This window comes from Ottowia sp. SB7-C50, from assembly GCF_033110285.1.
Taxonomy (GTDB): domain Bacteria; phylum Pseudomonadota; class Gammaproteobacteria; order Burkholderiales; family Burkholderiaceae_C; genus Ottowia.
Window position 1 is genome coordinate 3,021,469 of the sequence record NZ_CP136995.1, and the last position, 19,031, is coordinate 3,040,499.

Annotated in this window: 12 protein-coding genes and 1 pseudogene; 10 read left to right on the top strand and 3 right to left on the bottom strand. The window is 67.0% G+C overall.

Annotation, left to right across the window (positions count from 1 at the left end):
- Window positions 1–129: 129 nt before the first annotated feature.
- The 3 genes from R0D99_RS14450 to R0D99_RS14460 all read right to left on the bottom strand — a co-directional run bounded on the left by R0D99_RS14450 (window position 130) and on the right by R0D99_RS14460 (window position 6,200).
- Window positions 130–894: a hypothetical protein gene (locus R0D99_RS14450; RefSeq protein WP_317748861.1), complete on the bottom strand. Its 765-nt coding sequence runs from the start codon at window positions 892–894 to the stop codon at window positions 130–132.
- Between the two features lie 42 nt (window positions 895–936).
- On the bottom strand, window positions 937–4,551 hold the full coding sequence (locus tag R0D99_RS14455) for an LAGLIDADG family homing endonuclease (protein ID WP_317748862.1): 3,615 nt from the start codon (window positions 4,549–4,551) through the stop codon (window positions 937–939).
- Window positions 4,552–4,820: 269 nt separating this feature from the next.
- On the bottom strand, window positions 4,821–6,200 hold the full coding sequence (locus tag R0D99_RS14460; protein ID WP_317748863.1) for an L-serine ammonia-lyase: 1,380 nt from the start codon (window positions 6,198–6,200) through the stop codon (window positions 4,821–4,823).
- A gap of 161 nt (window positions 6,201–6,361) precedes the next feature.
- On the opposite strand from R0D99_RS14460, the gene R0D99_RS14465 reads away from it, so the two are divergent.
- The 10 genes and pseudogenes from R0D99_RS14465 (at window position 6,362) to R0D99_RS14510 (ending at window position 18,937) form a co-directional block, all read left to right on the top strand.
- A complete protein-coding gene (locus R0D99_RS14465) occupies window positions 6,362–6,730 on the top strand; it encodes a hypothetical protein (RefSeq protein ID WP_317748864.1) in 369 nt (122 codons plus the stop codon).
- A 74-nt stretch (window positions 6,731–6,804) separates the two neighbouring features.
- Window positions 6,805–8,154 carry a tRNA (N6-isopentenyl adenosine(37)-C2)-methylthiotransferase MiaB gene (gene miaB / locus R0D99_RS14470; RefSeq protein ID WP_317748865.1) on the top strand — a complete coding sequence of 450 codons (1,350 nt, stop codon included), beginning with the start codon at window positions 6,805–6,807 and terminating at the stop codon, window positions 8,152–8,154.
- 232 nt (window positions 8,155–8,386) lie between these two features.
- Window positions 8,387–11,011 (top strand): LuxR C-terminal-related transcriptional regulator, encoded by a 2,625-nt coding sequence (locus R0D99_RS14475; protein WP_317748866.1) that lies wholly within the window; start codon window positions 8,387–8,389, stop codon window positions 11,009–11,011.
- A gap of 134 nt (window positions 11,012–11,145) precedes the next feature.
- The gene (locus R0D99_RS14480; RefSeq protein WP_416365899.1) at window positions 11,146–12,051 is read left to right on the top strand and encodes a TauD/TfdA dioxygenase family protein; all 906 of its coding nucleotides are present in this window, start codon (window positions 11,146–11,148) and stop codon (window positions 12,049–12,051) included.
- 71 nt (window positions 12,052–12,122) lie between these two features.
- Window positions 12,123–13,181 (top strand): 3-keto-5-aminohexanoate cleavage protein, encoded by a 1,059-nt coding sequence (locus R0D99_RS14485; RefSeq protein ID WP_317748867.1) that lies wholly within the window; start codon window positions 12,123–12,125, stop codon window positions 13,179–13,181.
- 123 nt (window positions 13,182–13,304) lie between these two features.
- A pseudogene (locus R0D99_RS14490) lies at window positions 13,305–14,277 on the top strand (Bug family tripartite tricarboxylate transporter substrate binding protein).
- Window positions 14,278–14,315: 38 nt separating this feature from the next.
- Window positions 14,316–15,287, top strand: coding sequence for a quinone oxidoreductase (locus tag R0D99_RS14495; RefSeq protein WP_317748868.1), 972 nt, complete (start codon window positions 14,316–14,318; stop codon window positions 15,285–15,287).
- Window positions 15,288–15,297: 10 nt separating this feature from the next.
- The gene (locus R0D99_RS14500) at window positions 15,298–16,326 is read left to right on the top strand and encodes a YeiH family protein (protein WP_317748869.1); all 1,029 of its coding nucleotides are present in this window, start codon (window positions 15,298–15,300) and stop codon (window positions 16,324–16,326) included.
- Between the two features lie 35 nt (window positions 16,327–16,361).
- The gene (locus R0D99_RS14505; protein WP_317748870.1) at window positions 16,362–18,017 is read left to right on the top strand and encodes a 3-(methylthio)propionyl-CoA ligase; all 1,656 of its coding nucleotides are present in this window, start codon (window positions 16,362–16,364) and stop codon (window positions 18,015–18,017) included.
- Window positions 18,014–18,937 (top strand): 3-keto-5-aminohexanoate cleavage protein, encoded by a 924-nt coding sequence (locus R0D99_RS14510; RefSeq protein ID WP_317748871.1) that lies wholly within the window; start codon window positions 18,014–18,016, stop codon window positions 18,935–18,937. Before R0D99_RS14505 ends, R0D99_RS14510 begins: the two co-directional genes overlap by 4 nt.
- Window positions 18,938–19,031: the final 94 nt, after the last annotated feature.

The following is a 19,031-nucleotide window of genomic DNA, read 5'->3' on the forward strand; positions in this document are numbered from 1 at the left end:
CATGAACCAGGTCAACGCAGGGCGCCGCCCGTCACGGCAGCCAGCCGGTGGCGACGTTCGAGAAGGTCAGCGACCACGGCGTGGCGGTGTTCGTCATGGCCGCGACGAAAGCGAAGCCGGTGTTGTCGTTCAACGCGCGCCAGCGGCCGAGGTAGGGCGACGGCTGGCCTGCCGCGACCAGGCGCATGAAGGGCTGGTTCCACGCGAGCGGCGGGTAGTCGGTGTCACCCGTTCGCCCGCCGACAGCAGCTGGCCCGATGCGCTGTCGCTGATGCGGTAGCGCATGCGCCCCGCGTCGGCTTCGAGCCGCACGTGGTACGACACGCGATCCACCAGCCCGACGCGGTCGTGCGCGCACTTGACGGCCGAGATGTCGTCCACCGCGCCGCGGCCCGACACGCGCGATTCAAAGTACACGCCCACGTCCTGCGGGTGCGCGCAGTCCCACAGACCGCCGTCGCGGCCCAGAAAGATCATCTTGCCCTCGACCCCGGTCGGCGCGGTGCCGCTGCTGATCGGGTCGGGGTATTGGGCAAAGCGCAGGCCCAGCGGCAGGTGCTGGCCCTGGTGCGCAAAGTAGTTCACCGAGCGCAGATCAAAGCTGACCCACTGCGTCGCCTGGCCTGCGGCTGGCGCGCCGGAATCACCGATGTACGCCAGATCAGGGCGCCCGCCGGTGCCTGTCACGGCACGCGCGCCGTCGCGCTGGATGTAGGCGTGCTGGCCGTCGAAGCCCAGTTCCACCGTGTGCGCCGCGCCAAAGGCTTGCAGCCGCTGTGCATCCACCCAGGCGCTGGCGTCGACTGGGCCGGGCGCGCCGCCGCCGCCGCCACATCCGGCCAGCGCCAGCGCCGCCATCCACCCCGAGCCGAGCCAGCGAAGCCGCGCCGACATGGTCAACGCCGCTTCGCCGAAGCGAGTAAGCGACCCTTCATGTCACCCGCAGCTGCCCACAAACCCGCAGTGCGTGCAATAGTCGCAGCCGTCCTTGCGGATCATGGCGTGGGCGCCGCATTCGGGGCATTTCTTGCCGGCCATGACGCCGGGCGCCACCGCGGCGGCCGAATCGACGGCGGGCTCGTTCACCGGCAGTTCGTCGGCGTCGAACAGATCGCCCTGCGCCGCCAGCGCGCGGCGCGCGATGAGGCTTTCGATGGCGTAGCCGATGGCCGCCACTTCGCTGTCGTGCCAGCGCGGCACGTGCGTGCCGTCGGCTTTTTCGTAGGTGCCCAGGCGCACCGGGCCGCGGTCCCAGGTCACCTTGCGCATGTCGGACAGCGCGCGATCGAGGAAGCCGCCGCGTGCGGCCAGGCTCAGCATGCGCATGGTGGCGGTGATCCACTGCTGCGATTCGCCGCTCTGCCCCACGGGCATGAAGAATTCGATGGCGCGCTCGACCGTGCCCTTGCCGTCGGCCGTGGGCACGGGCAGGAAGGTGACGATCAGGTACAGGCGCTGCTGCCCGTCGCTGGTCCAGTATTCGATCTTCTCGGCCACGGCCGGCAGTCCGCCGGCCGGGCGCTTCTCGATCACGCTGCGCATCGGGTCGTACGGCACGGCCGGCGTGGGCGCCGGGGCGCTGGAAGCGGGCGCCGGCTCGTCTTTCTTGACGGGGGTTGTTTCGAGCACCGCGCCCAGGATGCTGTTGGGCCGGTAGGTGGCCAGGCCCTTCAGGCCCGCCGTCCACGCCTGGCGGTACAGGTCCTTGAAGTCCTCGTACGGATAGTCCTCGGGAATGTTGACGGTCTTGCTGATGCTGGTGTCCACGAAGGGCTGCACGGCCTGCATCATGGCGACGTGTTCCTGCGCCGTCATCTCCAGCGCGTTGACGAAGTATTCGGGCAGCTTGCCCGCGTCATCCGGCGTTACCGTGCTATCGATCAAGGAGCGGTACAGGCGGAAGGCGTGGTCCTCGACGGTGTAGCTGCTCTTGCTGCCGTCGGCTTCGCGCTTGTTGCGCTTGTAGCCCCAGCTGAAGGCCGGCTCAATGCCGTTGGAGGCGTTGTCGGCAAAGGCCAGGCTGACGGTGCCGGTGGGCGCAATCGACAGCAGGTGGCTGTTGCGGATGCCGTGCTGGCGAATGGCGGCCTGCAGGTCGTCCGGCAGACGGCTGGCAAAGGTGCCGGGCGCCAGGTAGCCGTCGGCGTTGAACTTGGGGAAAGCGCCCTTTTCCTTGGCCAGCTCGACCGATGCGCGGTAAGCGGCGTCGCGCATGCGGCGGGCGATCTGCGTCGCCATGTCGCGGCCTTCGGCGCGGTCGTAGCGCAGCTTCAGCATCGTCAGCGTGTTGCCCAGCCCCGTGAAGCCGACGCCAATGCGGCGCTTGGCCGCGCTTTCGGCGCGCTGCTGCTCCAGCGGCCAGAAGGTGACGTCCAGCACGTTGTCGAGCGCGCGCACCTGCGTGGCCACCACCTGCTCGAAGCGCTCGAAGTCGAACGCCGGTTCGCCGCCCGCGCCGAACGGGTTCTGCACGAAGTTCGTCAGGATGATGGGGCCCAGGTCGCAGCAGCCGTAGGGCGGCAACGGCTGTTCGCCGCATTGCCCCGTCACCAGCCCATTGAAAATCACCGCGTTGCCATCCGGCTGGGTCGTGTCAAACACCGCTTCGCGCCCGATGGCAACGATCTCGGCAATGCGGCTCACTGCGCGCTGGGTCTTGTAAAGGACTTTGTCAGCAACCCAGGCCTGGTACTTCGCAGTCTTGTGTGGCAGCAGAAAACCCACTTCCTGCATGAAGCGCTCGCGCGATTGCCCGTCGATGATCAGTTCGTATTGCGCCTGACACGGGTAGTCGCTGTGGCCGCCTTTGCCATCGGGCATGGACTTGATCTGAGCACGCCGACGCAAACGCAAACGGGCATGTATACCCAAGTTCGCCAAGACCACCTGCACGTCTTTGAGCAGCGCCGGATAGCTTGAACTCAGCCTGATTGAGCAGCTTTGGCTGTTGCCAGACACATTCACAGTGCCGTCTGTCTGAAACAGTGCGCGCAGATAGCCTTTGACGCAGGCTTCGTTGCCCTGCCATACGACCTCGGGCACGCGCAGCTTGGTTTCTCGCGTGAAGCCCAAAGCCGCGAGCGCGCGTGCCAGCAGCACCGAACGGATAAACACGTGTTGGCGCTCGACCACAGCCACAGGCGCGGCCCGGTATTGCCGCGGCCTCGCTGACAAGCCGGCAATCAAGCCATTGACGATGCCGGTGACGCGTTCAGCCAGCACACGTTCCTCGTTCCAGAGGTTGATGCAGGCAGCTTCCTGACCCTTGCCACGATGGGTGAAATGTCCGTCGCCAGTGATCAAGCCGAGCAGCAGACCCAGTTCCTCGCTGCCTTGCTGACCAAACTGCCCCTTGCCCGATTGCACCCACAGTTCATCGCCCACTTGCAAGTCGGACAGCTTGATCTTGCCGCGCGCGGTGTAGAAATCGTGCCAGGCGGTGGCCTTGATTTCGTATCCATCTTCGGTGGTGACCCTAAACACCTCCGCGTCGCGACTGGTCATGAAGGCCGGTTTCGCGGGTCGAGTCGTCATGCCAGGCGCCGGCTCGGCCAGCGAGCGTCCATCCACAGTCACCTGCAAATTGGCACCGCTTTCGTACAGATCGCCGATACGAACCAGCCCATGTTGCGTCGCCAGGCGCGTATCGGCGGTCACGCACGGGTTGGTCGCCTCGATCTTCTCGCAGTAGTTCAGGTTGTTGTCGCGCCCGATCTGGTCGAGGAACAGGATGCCCGGCTCGGCGAAGTCGTAGGTGGACTTCATGATGGTGTCCCACAGCTCGCGCGCGGGCAGCTTGCGGTACACCCACAGGCCGTCGGCGCGCTGGTAGCCGCCCTTGTCCAGCACTTTCTGGCCGGGCTTGGCCTTGTGCACCAGTTCCCAGTCGGCGCCTTCGGCCACGGCTTTCATGAAGGCGTCGCTGACGCCGACCGAAACGTTGAAGTTGTTCCAGCGCCCGGGCGTGCGCTTGGCGGTGATGAATTCGATGACGTCCGGGTGGTCGATGCGCAGCACGCCCATCTGCGCGCCGCGCCGCGCGCCGGCGCTTTCGACCGTGGAGCAGCTCTGGTCGAACACGTTCATGTAGCTGCACGGGCCGCTGGCGATGCTGTGCGTGCCCTTCACATCGGCACCCTTGGGGCGGATGCGCGAGAAGTCGTAGCCGACGCCGCCGCCGCGCCGCATGGTTTCGGCCGATTCGCGCAGGGCTTCGTAGATGCCGGGGTAGCCGTCGGCGTCCACGCCCTGGATGGCGTCGCCCACCGGCTGCACGAAGCAGTTGATGAGCGTGGCCTGGATGTCGGTGCCGGCCGCGCTCATGATGCGGCCGGCGCCAATGGCGCCCGCCCACAGGTTGGACAGGAACTTTTGTTCCCATTCGGCGCGCAGTTCGGGCTTTTCGACGCTGGCCAGGGCGCGCGCCACGCGGCCGTAGAGCTGCTCTAGGCTCGTTTCGCCGGGCTTGAAGTACTTTTCGGCCAGCACGTCGCGGCTGATGGGCTGGACATCGGCCGCTTGGGGCGCGGCCGGCAGGGAATCTCGTTTCATGGGGGGTCACTCCGCAGTCGACGCTGCCGGGGATGCGCACGCACGCGGCAGCCAATGCGCCATTCTTGCATCGTGCGGGCCTGAAAAGCCGATGGGCGTTTGTGATAGGGACACTCGATTGCTATCTCAACAATAGCTACCATTGCTTGCCAGACAAGCGCCAGAGGTCATTTTGTTGACCCTAAAAATGCGGGTTGCGCGATTCCGGCAAAACCCTTGGTTCCGCCTGACCCATCGCCCCCGATCCCCTGGCCGGCCCACCGCACGCGTCAGCACTCGGTAAACGCCACCGCCAGCCCGCCGCGCGAGGTTTCCTTGTACTTGTCCAGCATGTCGTGCCCGGTGTCGCGCAGCGTGCGAATGGCCGCGTCCAGGCTGACCTTGTGCGTGCCGTCGCCCGCCAGCGCCAGTTGCGCGGCGTTGATGGCCTTCACGGCGGCCATGGCATTGCGCTCGATGCAGGGCACCTGCACCAGGCCGCCGATGGGGTCGCAGGTCAGGCCCAGGTTGTGTTCGAGGCCGATTTCGGCGGCGTTCTCGACCTGCTCGGGCGTGCCGCCCAGCACCTGCGCCAGCCCCGCCGCCGCCATGGCGCAGGCCGACCCGACCTCGCCCTGGCAACCCACCTCCGCGCCCGAAATCGACGCATTGCGCTTGAGCAGCACGCCAATCGCGGTGGCCGCCAGCAGGAAGTCGACCACGTCGTCGTCGTGCGCCCCGCGCTGAAAGTCCATGAAGTAATGCAGCACCGCCGGCACGATGCCGGCCGCGCCGTTGGTGGGCGCGGTGACCACGCGGCCGCCGGCGGCGTTTTCCTCGTTCACCGCCAGCGCGTACAGATTGACCCAGTCCATGGCGGCAAAGGTCTGCGTGATGAGGTTGGGGCGGGCGTCGCGCGCGTTGAGCTTGCGGTGCATGGCGGGCGCGCGACGGGCCACCTGCAGGCCGCCCGGCAGCACGCCTTCTTGCGTCAGCCCGCGCGCCACGCAGGCCTTCATGGCCTGCCAGATGGCCAGCAGGGCGGTGCGCGTGTCAGCGTCGGAGCGCCAGGCGCGCTCGTTGCGGCGCACCAGATCGGCCACGCGCAGCCCGTGCTGGCGGCACAGCGCCAGCAGTTGCTCGCCCGATTCGTAGCCGAATTCGACCGCCACAGGCGCGCCGCCCGCCTGCCCCGCCGCAGCCTGCGCCTCGTCGACGATGAAACCGCCGCCGACCGAGTAGTAGGTGTTTTCGGCCAGCACGCCCGCGTCGCCGTGCAGCGTCAGGCGCAGCGCATTGGGGTGCCACGGCAGGTTGGCGGGCACGAACTGCAGGTCGCGCTGCCACTCAAACGGCACTGCGTGCGCGCCGGCCAGCGGCAGACGCGCATCGATCTGCACCGCATCGACGGCCTGGGCCATCGCGTCGGGGTCGACGCTATCGGGCGCCATGCCCATCAGCCCGGCGATCACGGCCCGGTCGGTGCCGTGGCCGATGCCCGTGGCCGCCAGCGAGCCGTACAGCCGTATCTGCACGCGCTGCGCCGCAGACAGCAGCCCGGCCTGCGCGGCGGCCTGCACGAACGCCCCGCCCGCGCGCATCGGCCCCACGGTATGCGAACTGGAGGGGCCGATGCCGATCTTGAACAAATCGAGCGCGCTGACGGTCATGGCAAGGGTATGGGCGAGGGTGTTGCCACAGTCTACGCGGCACGCGACAAGGCTGCCGCAAGCCTGCCGCGTAAAATGGCGCCTTCACCCCGAACCGTTTCAACAGCCTCTGGACAGATACCATGAACCGCTGCTCGAAATCCCCATTTGCTTCTTTTTTAATGGCGTCTTGCGCTTTTCTGGCGCCGGCTGCGGCGCTATTTCCGCTGCAGGCGCAGGCGCAGCGCCTGTTTCCGCAGAAGGTTGAGCGAGGCAGCATCACCTTCACCGGCACGCACGACGTGGTGCTGAACGACAAGCGTGAACGCCTGGCGCCGGGGGCCATCGTGCGCACCGAGCGCAACACCATCGCGCTGACCGGCTCGCTGCGCGGCAAGACCTTCACCGCCAATTACCTGCGCGACCCGGCCCATCTGGTGCGCGAAGTCTGGCTGCTGACGCCTGCCGAGGCCGAGCGGCCGCTGCGCCCGCGCCTGGGCGTCACGGCCACGCCCGACACGCCGGCCGATCCGCTGATCTACCGCAACTGAAAGCCGCCTGGGCGCCGCCCGGCCCGCCGCGCGGGCGTGGGCCTCCTTTCACTCTTTCCCCCCGGAGACACGCCATGTCCCGCAAAGTTTTCATCAAGACCTTTGGCTGCCAGATGAACGAGTACGACTCGGACAAGATGGCCGACGTGCTGGGCGCCGCCCAGGGCTACGAGCCGACCGACGACCCCGAGGCCGCCGACCTGATCCTGTTCAACACCTGCTCGGTGCGCGAGAAGGCGCAGGAGAAGGTGTTCAGCGACCTGGGCCGGGTCAAGCACCTCAAGAAGAAGGGCGTGCTGATCGGCGTCGGCGGCTGCGTGGCCAGCCAGGAGGGCGACGAAATCATCCGGCGCGCGCCCTACGTGGACGTGGTGTTCGGCCCGCAGACCCTGCACCGCCTGCCCGAGTTGTTGTCGCAGCGCGAGCAGCAGCAGCGCCCGCAGGTCGACATCCGCTTTCCCGAAATCGAGAAGTTCGACCACCTGCCGCCGGCGCGCGTCGAGGGCGCCAGCGCCTTCGTCTCGATCATGGAGGGTTGCTCTAAATACTGTAGCTACTGCGTGGTTCCCTACACGCGCGGCGAGGAGTTTTCACGCCCCTTCGACGACGTGCTGACCGAAGTCGCCGGGCTGGCCGACCAGGGCGTGAAGGAAGTGACGCTGCTGGGCCAGAACGTGAACGCCTATCGCGGGCCGATGGGTGAGTCCGACGAAATCGCCGACTTTGCCCTGCTGATCGAGTACGTGGCCGAAATCCCCGGCATCGAGCGCATTCGCTACACCACCAGCCACCCCAACGAATTCACGCAGCGGCTGATCGACGTCTACGCCAAGGTGCCACAGCTGGTGAGCCACCTGCACCTGCCGGTGCAGCACGGCAGCGACCGCATCCTGATGGCGATGAAGCGCGGCTACACGGCGATGGAATACAAGAGCATCATCCGCAAGCTGCGCGCCGTGCGGCCGGGCATCAGCCTGAGCAGCGACTTCATCGTCGGCTTTCCGGGCGAGACGGAAGACGACTTCGGCAAGATGATGAAACTGATCGACGACGTCGGCTACGACGCCAGCTTCAGCTTCATCTTCAGCCCGCGCCCCGGCACGCCCGCCGCCAACCTGGCCGACGACACGCCGCACGACGTGAAGCTGAAGCGCCTGCAGCACCTGCAAGCCACCATCGAACAGAACGTGCGCGCCATCGGCGCCAGCCGCGTGGGCACCGTGCAGCGCATCCTGGTCGAAGGCCCGTCGCGCAAGAACCCGCAGGAGCTGATGGGCCGCACCGAATGCAACCGCATCGTCAACTTCGACGGCGGCCCCCACAGCACGCGCCTGGTCGGCCAGATGATCGACGTCACCATCACCGAGGCGCTGCCGCATTCGCTGCGCGGCGCGGTGGCGCAGCGCGCTGAGGCGGCGGCCTGACGGAGACCGTCATGGCCGGGTGACCGCCTTCTGCGCGGTCACCCCTGCCCACCTGGATGGGCGCGCGCCATCCTGGCCACGCTCGGGAAAACGCTGGCGTCCAGCAGCATGCGTCTTGTCGGAAAATGCCTGCAGCCCCCATCGCGAACAGGCAGCTTTGGCAAGTCGATCCATCACCTCCGGCCGCGCGGTCGCCTATCAGGACCTGCTCCTCAAGGTCACGCCACCGCGTGTGCCACGCAATTTGGTGCCGCGCGCGCGCCTGACGACGCAGGCCGATGCGCTGCGGGACGCGGCGATCCTGATGGTTCAGGCGCCCGCGGGGTTTGGCAAGACCTCCCTGCTGGCCCAGTGGCGCAAGGAAGTTCAGTCGATGGGCGTCGCCGTCGCCTGGTTATCTGCGCAGACGCGCGATGACCCGCATCGCCTGGTGCAGTGCGTGGCCTTGGCGGTGCGCGTGGCGTCGGGGCGTGCCTCCTTCGGGCAGGCGGCCATCGAATTTGACGGCGACGACCCGCTTGAACACGTGACCGTCTTCATGGCCGAACTGGCGCAGTCGGCCCTGGACGTGGTGCTGATCGTGGACGAAGCCGAAAAGCTGCCCGCGGCATCGCGCGACACGCTGCTCTATCTGCTGCGCCAGGCGCCATCCAACCTGCGCACCGTGATTGCCGCGCGGCCCGAATGGCGCATCGATCTGGACGACTTGATCGCCTACGGCCAATGCGTGGTGGTCGATCCGGCGCTGATGCGCTTCGATCTGGACGAAACGCTGCAACTGGTGCAGGCGCGGGCGGGCGCGCGGGTCGACCGCAGCATCGCCGCGCGGCTGCATGCCTTGACGGAGGGATGGGCGCTCGGGCTCCAGCTGGCGCTCAGCGTGGTGCTGCGCAGCGGCGATGCCGGCGCCGGGGTGACGGGCATGGCGCTGCTCGGCAGCGAAATGCAAGGCCAGCTTGTGGCCTTGCTGCTGGCCAACCTGGCCACGGAAGACCGCGATTTTCTGGTGCGCATCGCCATCCTCGATCACCTGCATCCCGACCTGTGCCGCGTGGTGACCGACGACGCCGACGCCTCTGACCGCCTGGCGCGGTTGAGCCTGGAAACACCGGTTTTCGTCAGCGCAGAGGGCGGCGTGTGGCGGCGCATGCACGCGGTGGTGCGCGACGCGCTGCGCGAGCACTTCGGCACCCTGCCCGCCGAGCAGCGCCAGCACGCCCATGCGCGTGCGGCGGGCTGGCTGGCCGACCAAGGCTTTCTGGATGCGGCCGCACGGCATGCGCTGGCAGCGGGCCAGCACCAGGTGGCCTACGACCTGGCGGAGCGCAGCCTTTATGAATCGCTGATGCAGCGGGGCCGGCAAGGCGCCGTGCTGACCTGGCTGGAAGACATGCCGGCAGACGAACTGGACCGGCGCCCGCGCCTGTTGTTGGCGGTGGCGTGGACGCTGGCCTCGAGCGAGCGCCATGCCGAGGCAGAGCGCTATGTCCAGCGCATTCTCGCCCTGCCCAACGTGGGCGACGCGGTGCGGCGCGAGTGTGCACTGATCCTCAGCGGGGCGGCCGTGTTTGCGGACGACATGGATCGCTTCATCGCCCTGCATGAGCCCTGGGCCGACGCCGTGCCGGTGAAAGACAGCCTGCTTGCCCGGGTTTACGCCAACCGCATGGGTTATCGCGCGCTGCTGGCAGGGCAGCCCGCGCAGGCGCGCCTGTTTCTGCAACAGACGCCGCCGGAAGGACGCGCCGACGGCTACGCCTACATTGGCCGCTGGAGCGAGTTGATCACCGGCCTGAGCTACATCTGGGAGGGCCAGGTGCAGCAGGCGGCACAGGTGCTCAAGCCCGCGCTGGCCAGCATCGAGGCGGAACTGGGGCGTCGCAACCGTTTCAGCTGCATGCTGGCGGCGCTGCTGGCGGCCACGGCCTGGGAAGGCGACCGGCCCGCCGAGGCGGCCGCGCTGCTGGCTGACCGGCTGGACATCCTGGAGCACAGCGGGCTTCCCGAGGCGCTGCTGCTGGCCTATCGGACGGCTGCGCGCGTGGCGCTGGCCGATGGCGCCGAGCACCGCGCGCTGGAACTGCTGGGCGCGCTGGACGCCACGGCGGCGGCGCGCAGCTTGCCCCGCCTGCGGATAGCCAGCCTGCTGGAGCAGGTGCGCCTGCACGCGCGCGCCTACCGCGCCCAGACCTGCCGAGACCTGTGCGCACAAATCGATGTGCTCATCCAGCAGGAAACCGGCATCGACGGCGCGCCTGCGCGCGGCCCTGTGTGGCACCGAAGCGTGCAGGCGCTGCGTGACCAGGCGCAAGGGTATGCGGCCATTGCGGCCAAACAATGGCGCGAAGCGCTGGCGCCACTGGCGCGCGCCGATGAATACGCGCGGGAGGTCAAGCTCGGCCGTCTGCACATCGAATTGCTGGGCCTGCGCGCCTTCGCCCTGGCGCGCTGCGGCCAAGATTCAGAACACCTGTTGCGCGAAGCGTTCGACCTGGCTTCCACCTACGGCCTGCGCCGCGTGCTGACCGACGCGCACCCCGACCTGGCCGCCTGGATGGCCACCTTGTCGGACGAGAGCACGCAACAACCGGTGTCTTTGCATGCGGAAGCAGCGCCGCCGCGGCCCGCCCCGGTGGCCGTCGCGCAGCAAGGCGGCGTGCTGACCCCGAAAGAGCGCGAAGTGCTGTTGCTGCTGGCACGCAACCTGTCGAACAAGGAGATCGGCCGCGCGATGGACGTGGGCGAAACCACCATCAAGTGGCACGTGAAGAACCTGTTCTTCAAGCTGGATGCCGGTACGCGCAAACAGGTGGTGCAACGGGCGCGGATTCTGGGCCTGATCGACTCGCCCGCCTGACGGCGCGGGGCTGCGCAGCCCTTCCGCCCCACCCCCTCCTTCAAGTAGGGGGCGCGGCTGCCCGGCCAGGGCTAATCTACGTCATCAATGAGTGCATGGCCCATTTCCAGGGCTGCACAAGAAGGAGACGAAAGATGAGCACCGCCACTGCCCAACCGGCTGCAAAGGCACCCGCCGTATTGACGCGCGGCATTCAGGTCCACCCTGTCACATGCGCCATTGGCGCCGAATTGCGCAACGTGAACCTGGGCGACGCTTCGCGCGACGCAGGCCTGGCCGACGAGATCCGTGCGCTGCTGGTGCAATACGGCGTGCTGTTCTTCCGCGACCAGAACATCCAGCGGTCCGAGCACGTCGGCTTTGCGCGCCACTTCGGCGAACTGGAGGATCACCCCGTGGTGGGCAGTGACCCCGACCACCCTGGCCTCGTGCTCGTCTACCGCAGCGCGCAAAGCCCGGCCGAGCGCTATGAAAACAGCTGGCATGCCGATGCCACCTGGCGCGAAAAGCCGCCCATGGCGTGTGTGCTGCGCTGCATCGAGCGCCCGGAAGTGGGCGGCGACACGATGTGGGCCAACATGCGCCTGGCTTACGAAAAGCTGCCGCAGCACATCAAGGACCAGATCGCCCACCTGCGCGCGCGCCACAGCATCGAAGCCAGCTTTGGCGCGGCGATGCCGATCGAGAAGCGCCTGGCGCTGAAGGCGCAATTCCCCGACGCCGAGCACCCGGTGGTGCGCACGCACCCGGAATCCGGCGAAAAAATCCTTTTCGTCAACGGTTTCACCACGCATTTCACGAACTTCCACACCGCAGCCCACGTGCGCTACGGCCAGGACTACAGCCCCGGTGCGTCCAGCCTGCTCGCCTACCTGATCAGCCAGGCGCAGATTCCCGAATACCAGGTGCGCTGGCGCTGGCAGCCGAACGACGTGGCCATGTGGGACAACCGTTCGGTGCAGCACTACGCCGTCATGGACTACCCACCCTGCACCCGCAAGATGGAGCGCGCCGCCATCATGGGCGACGCCCCGTTCTGACGCGACACGCGAGCGACTGTCCGCAAGCTGAGTCACCCCCTTCGTTTCACCCTTTTCCTGAGGTCGAAGTCATGAACTTTCTCGACGGTGCCCTTTACCCCGAAAACCAGCAACCCCTGATCATCACCGCCGCGCCCTACGCGCCGGCCTGGGTGCCCTCCGATTTTCCCGAAGACATTCCGGTCACGATGGAGGAGCAGATCCAGAAAGCCGTGGACTGCTACAACGCCGGCGCCACCGTGCTGCACCTGCACGTGCGCGAGCTGGACGGCAAGGGCAGCAAGCGCCTGTCCATGTTCAACGAACTGATCGCCGGCGTGCGCAAGGCGGTGCCCGAGATGATCATCCAGGTCGGCGGCTCGATCAGCTTCGCACCGGAGACCGAAGGCGCGGCCGCCAAATGGCTGAGCGACGACACGCGCCACATGCTGGCCGAACTGGAGCCCAAGCCCGACCAGGTCACGGTCACCATCAACACCTCGCAGATGAACGTGGTCGAGCATTGGGAAGACGCGGACATCAAGGGCACGTCGATGGAAGACCCCGAGGTCTACCACGCCTACAAGGAAATGACGGTGCCGGCGCAACCGGGCTGGGCCGAGGAGCACATCCGCAGGCTCAATGCGGCAGGCATCCAGAGTGCCTTCCAGTGCTACAACATCAATAGCTTCGAGTCGGTCGAGCGCCTGATGCGGCGCGGCATCTACAAGGGGCCGCTGGTGATGAACTGGGTGGCCATCGGCGGCGGCATGGACGCGCCCAACATCTACAACCTGGCCAACTTCGTGCGCGCCACGCCCGACGGCGCCGTGCTGACGGTGGAAAGCTCGATGCGCAACGTGCTGCCGATTAACATGATGGGCATCGCCATGGGCTTGCACGTGCGCTGCGGCATTGAAGACAACCTGTGGAACCAGTCGCGCACCGAGCGCATGAGCACCGTCGAGCAGATCGAGCAGCTGGTCCGTATCTCGCGCGAGTTCGGCCGCCCCATCGCCACCGCCAAGCAGGCGCGCGAGATCTGCCGCATCGGCGTCTTCTACGACACGGTCGAGGAGTCCCTGCTGGCCAACGGCTTCGCGCCCAACCGCAACGGCGGTCAGCAAGGTTTTCTGCGCAAGGCGGCTTGAGTCACCGCCCGCGCGACAGTCTTTCGCTCGTTTTCTTCTTTTCGTCCCGAGGGGCGCGTGCCGCGCGCCCGCTCAGGGGTTTCGCCTGTTCCACCCTTCTGGCAGTTCGGCCATTCCAAGCACATGACACACGTTTCACGTTTTGCTTCGCTCGCCTTGGCCGCCGCTGCGGCGTTGGCTTCTTCGGCCAGTTTCGCCTTCGGCGACAAGCCGGTCAAACTCATCGTGCCTGCCCCGGCCGGCGGCACCATGGACGCCACCGCGCGCATCATCAGCGACCTGCTGGCGCAGGAAATCAAGCAGCCCGTGGTGGTCGAAAACAAGCCGGGTGCGGGCGGCGCGATTGCCGTGAAATACATGCTGTCGCTGCCCGCCGACGGTCAGGCCCTGATGGTGACGGCCAGCAACATCCTGACCGAGATCCCGCATGTGCTGAAGGGCGGCTTCGATCCCCTCAAGGACGTCAAGCCGGTGGCGCTCATGTCGCAGTCCACCATGGTGCTGATCGCCGCGCCGCAGTTTCCGGCCAAGGACTTCAAGGAAGCGGTGGCCTATGTCAAGTCGCACCCGCGCCAGGTTTCGTACGCCTCGTATGGGCCGGGCACCAGTTCGCAATATGCCGGCGCCATCCTCAACCAGAAGGCGGGGCTGGACCTGCAGCATGTGGCGTTTCCAGGTTCGGCGCCTGCACTGGCGCAAGTGATGGGCGGGCAGATCCCCCCTGATGTTCGACGGCGCGGTGACGTCCAGACCCCTCGTGAGCTCGGGTCGCGTGAAGCTGCTGGGCGTCGCATACAAGACGCGCCTGCCCGACTACCCCAACACGCCGACGCTGACCGAACTGGGCTACCCCGACATCAACTTCAGCAACTGGGTCGGCGTGATCGCCTCGTCCAAGCTGCCAGCGCCGGTATCCACGCAGATTCATGAGGTGTTGCAGAAGATCGCCGCCACCCAGACGTTCCGGGACCGCGCGGCCACCGCGGGGTTCGACCCCATCGTGCCGCGCTCGCTGGAGCAGGCGGCGCGCGAGGTGCGCGAGGAGCACGCACGCAATGCCGAGATCGTGAAGGCCTACGGCATCAAGTTGGATTGAATACAGCACACAGCGCCGAACGGCGAAAGGAAAGCATCGTGGTCAAGGCAGTACGTTTCAACGAAATCGGTGGTCCCGAGGTATTGCAGTTCGTGGATGTCGAGGTGGGCGATCCCGGTCCGGGCCAGGCGCGTGTGCGCCACACCTACATCGCTGTCAACTTCATCGACACCTACTTCCGCACGGGTCGCTACCCGCTGGAGCTGCCCAACGGGCTGGGTTCTGACGCCGTGGGCGTGGTCGAGGCCGTGGGCGAAGGCGTGACCGACATCAAGGTCGGCGACCGCGTGGGCTACCTGATCGGTCCGCAGGGCGCTTATTCGCAGGTGCGTGTGATGCCGGCCGAGGTGCTGATTCCGCTGCCCGATGGCATCTCCGACAGCACCGCCGCCACGCTGATGATGAAGGGCATGACGGCGCAGTATCTGTTCCGCCAGGTCTATCCGCTCAAAGGCGGCGAAACCATCCTGTACCACGCTGCCGCCGGCGGCGTTGGCCTGATCGCCTGCCAGTGGGCGCGTGCGATGGGCGTGACCATGATCGGCACCGTGAGCACCGACGAGAAGGCCGCCGTCGCCAAGGCCAACGGCTGCACGCACACCATCGTCACCTCGCGCGAGAACATCGCCGAGCGCGTGCGCGAGTTGACCGGTGGCAAGGGCGTGCCGGTGGTGTACGACTCGGTCGGCAAGGACACACTGATGGCCTCGCTCGACAGCCTGCAGCCGCGCGGCTCGCTGATCAGCAACGGCACTTCCTCCGGCTCGGTGGTGGTGGATTCGCAGTTGCTGGCCGTCAAGGGTTCCATCTGGATGACGCGCCCGGCAATGATGCATTACATCCAGCCGCGCGCGCACATGCTCTCAATGGCCAAGGAACTGTTCGACCACGTGCTGGCCGGGCGCATCGTGAGCGAGCCGCAGCAGACTTTTGCCCTGGCCGACGCGGCCGAAGCCCACAAGATGCTGGAGTCGCGCAAGACGACCGGGGCCACGGTTCTGATCCCTTGACCGATTGATCATGCAGCCGGCGGCACCGACCCCTTCTTTAGTCGCCGGCCTGCCGACGCGCCTGCGCACGCTTTTTCCCGGCATGCTGGCGTGCGCGGTGGTCGCGGCATCGGCCACCTTCCTGTCGCAGCACTACGGCGCGCCGGTGATGCTGTTCGCACTCATCCTCGGCATCGCGATGAACTTCCTCTCGATGGAAGGCGTGTGCAAGCCCGGCATCGAGTTCACTGCGCGGCATGTGCTCCGCTGGGGCGTGGCGCTGTTGGGCCTGCGCATCACCGCCTCGCAGGTGGTGGCGTTGGGCTGGGAGCCGGTGGTGGTCGTGGCCGTGTGCCTCGTGCTGACCATCGGCGTGTCGATGGTCGTGGCAAGGTGGTTGGGCTTCAACGTGCTGTTCGGGCTGCTGAGCGGCGGGGCCACCGCCATCTGCGGCGCATCGGCCGCGCTGGCGCTGTCGGCGGCGCTGCCTTCGCACCCGCTCAAGGAGCGCGCCACGCTGTTCACCGTGGTGGGCGTTTCTGCGCTGTCCACGCTGACCATGATCTTCTACCCCATGCTGGCCACGTGGCTGGGCATGGACGCCCACACGGCCGGCGTATTTCTGGGCGCCACCATCCACGACGTGGCACAGGTGGTGGGCGCGGGCTACGGCATGTCGCAGGCCACGGGCGATACCGCCACGCTGGTCAAGCTGATGCGCGTGGCGGCCCTGCTGCCGGTGATCCTGTTCGCGGTGATGTACACGCGCGCCACCGGCACGGCCGACGTTGGCGGCGCCCGCCCGCCTTTGCTGCCCTGGTTCGCGGTGGCCTTTGCCGTGCTCGTGGTCATCAACAGCACAGGCTGGCTGCCGGCCGCCGTCTCCAGCACTGGCAGCGACGTGTCGCGCTGGTTTCTGGTGGCCGCCATGGCCGGCATCGGCATGAAGACGCAGTTGCGCGACTTGATCGATGTGGGCCTCAAGCCCGTGGTGTTCATGGTCGGCGAGACGCTGTTCATCGCCGCGCTCGCCATCGGAATGTTGCGCTGGCTGGCTTGATGTTTTTCATTCTTTGATATTCAGGAGACTCCCCCATGAACGGATTGATGATGGATCGGCCCCTGCTGATCTCCAGCCTGCTCGTGCACGCCGAAGGCCAGCACGGTGAGCGCGAAATCGTCTCGCGCCGCGTCGAAGGCGACATTCACCGCATGACCTACAAGGATCTCGGCCGGCGCGCACGCCAACTGGCGCGCGCCGTCGCGGCCCTGGGCGTCAAGCCGGGCGACCGCGTCGGCACGCTGGCCTGGAACGGCCACCGCCACCTGGAGCTGTACTACGCCGTGTCCGGCTCGGGCGCCGTGCTGCACACGCTCAACCCGCGCCTGCACCCCGACCAGCTGACCTGGATCGCCGACCACGCCGAAGACCAGGTGCTGTTCTTCGACCTCACCTTCCTGCCGCTGATCGAGGCCATTGCCTCGCGCGTGAAGACGGTGCGCCACTTCGTCGCCATGACGGACCGCGCGCACATGCCGGAGACGACCAAGATTCCCAACCTGCTGTGCTACGAAGAACTGGTGGCGGCCCAGCCCGACGACTTCGTCTGGCCCGAGTTCGATGAGCGCACGGCGTCGTCGCTGTGCTACACGTCGGGCACCACGGGCAACCCCAAGGGCGTGCTCTACAGTCACCGCTCGACGCTGCTGCACACCTTTGCCGCCGCGCTGCACGATGCGCTCGACGTATCGTCGGCCGACACCATCCTGCCCGTCGTGCCCATGTTCCACGTCAACGCCTGGGGCCTGCCTTATGTCGCGTGCATGGTGGGCGCCAAGCTGGTGTTTCCCGGCCCGGCGCTCGACGGCAAGTCGCTGCACGACTTGTTCGAGGCCGAAGGCGTCACCGTCTCGGCCGGCGTGCCGACGGTGTGGCAGGGGCTGCTCACGCACGTTGAAGGCAACAACTTGAAGTTCTCCACCATGCGCCGCACCATCATTGGCGGCTCGGCCTGCCCTCCCGCCATGATGGACGCCTTCCAGCAGCGCCACGACGTCAAGGTGCTGCACGCCTGGGGCATGACCGAAACCAGCCCCGTGGGCACCACCGCCGCACTCAAGCCTGTGCACGCCAGCCTCGACGCCGACCAGCGCCGCGCACTGCAACTCAAGCAGGGGCGCACCGTCTTCGGTGTCGAGATGAAGATCGTTGACGTCAACGGCCAGCCGCTGCCGCACGACGGCAAGACCTCGGGCGAGCTCATGGTGCGCGGGCCCTGGATCGCCTCGGGCTACTTCAAGGGCGAGGCGCAAGGCGCGCTGGTCGATGGCTGGTTCCCGACCGGCGACGTCGCCACCATCGACGCCGACGGCTTCATGAACATCACCGACCGCAGCAAAGACGTCATCAAGTCCGGCGGCGAATGGATCGGCTCCATCGACCTGGAGAACATCGCCATGGCGCACCCGGCGGTCGCCATGGCCGCCTGCATCGCGGCGCGCCACCCCAAGTGGGACGAGCGGCCGCTGCTGATCGTCGTCAAGAAGCCCGGGGCCGAAGTCACGCGCGATGAACTGCTCCAGTTCTACGAAGGCAAGATCGCCCGCTGGTGGACGCCCGACGACGTCATCTTCGTCGACAGCATCCCGCTGGGCGCCACCGGCAAGATGCAAAAGAGCCTGTTGCGCGACGCGTACCAGGACCACCTGATCGCATCCGACAAGGTCCCCTCATCGAAGGAAGCCGCATGAGCAAGGTCATCATCACCTGCGCGGTGACGGGTGCTATCCACACGCCGTCGATGTCGCCCTACCTGCCGGTGACGCCGGAAGAAATCATCGAGGCCTCGGTGGGCGCGGCCGAAGCGGGCGCCGCCATCATCCACCTGCACGCGCGCGACCCCGTGGACGGCCGGCCTGACCAGACGCCGGAAGCCTTCGGGCGCTTTCTGCCGCAGATCAAGTCACGCACCGACGCGGTGCTGAACCTGACCAGCGGCGGCTCGCCCTACATGCCGATCGAGGTGCGCATCAAGCCGGTGGCGCACTTTGCGCCGGAAGTGGCCTCGCTCAACGTCGGCTCCATGAACTTCGCGCTGTTTCCCATGCTGGATCGCTTCAAGGAGTTCAAGCACGCCTGGGAGCGCGAGGCGCTGGAAGGCAGCCGCGACCTGGTGTTCCGCAACTCGTTCAAGGAGATCGAGTACGCCATGGCCCAGTGCGCCAGCACCGACACGCGCTTCGAGTTCGAGTGCTACGACACTTCGGGCCTGTACAACCTGGCGCACTTCGTCGACCGCGGGCTGGTCAAGCCGCCGTTCTTCGTGCAGACCGTGTTCGGCATCCTGGGCGGCATCGGCACCCACCCCGACGACGTGGCGCACATGAAGCGCACGGCCGATCGCCTTTTTGGCAAAGACTATCGCTGGTCGGCCTTCGGCGCTGGCCGGCACCAGTTGAGCCTGGCCGCCATGACGGCCAGCATGGGCGGCCACGTGCGCGTGGGCCTGGAAGACAGCCTGTGGCTGGGGCGCGGCAAGCTGGCCGAGAGCAATGCGGCGCAGGTGACGCGGGTGCGCCAGATCATCGAAGGCCTGGGCCTGGAGATCGCCACGCCGGCCGAGGCGCGCGAGATCCTGCAGCTGAAGGGCGCGGACAAGGTCAGGTTCTGACGCACAGACCCATGCGATCTGGGCATCGATCCACGGCACAGCACGTGCTTCGCAGACCGGGTGCCATGCCCCAATTCAGCAAGCGAACGCCCCA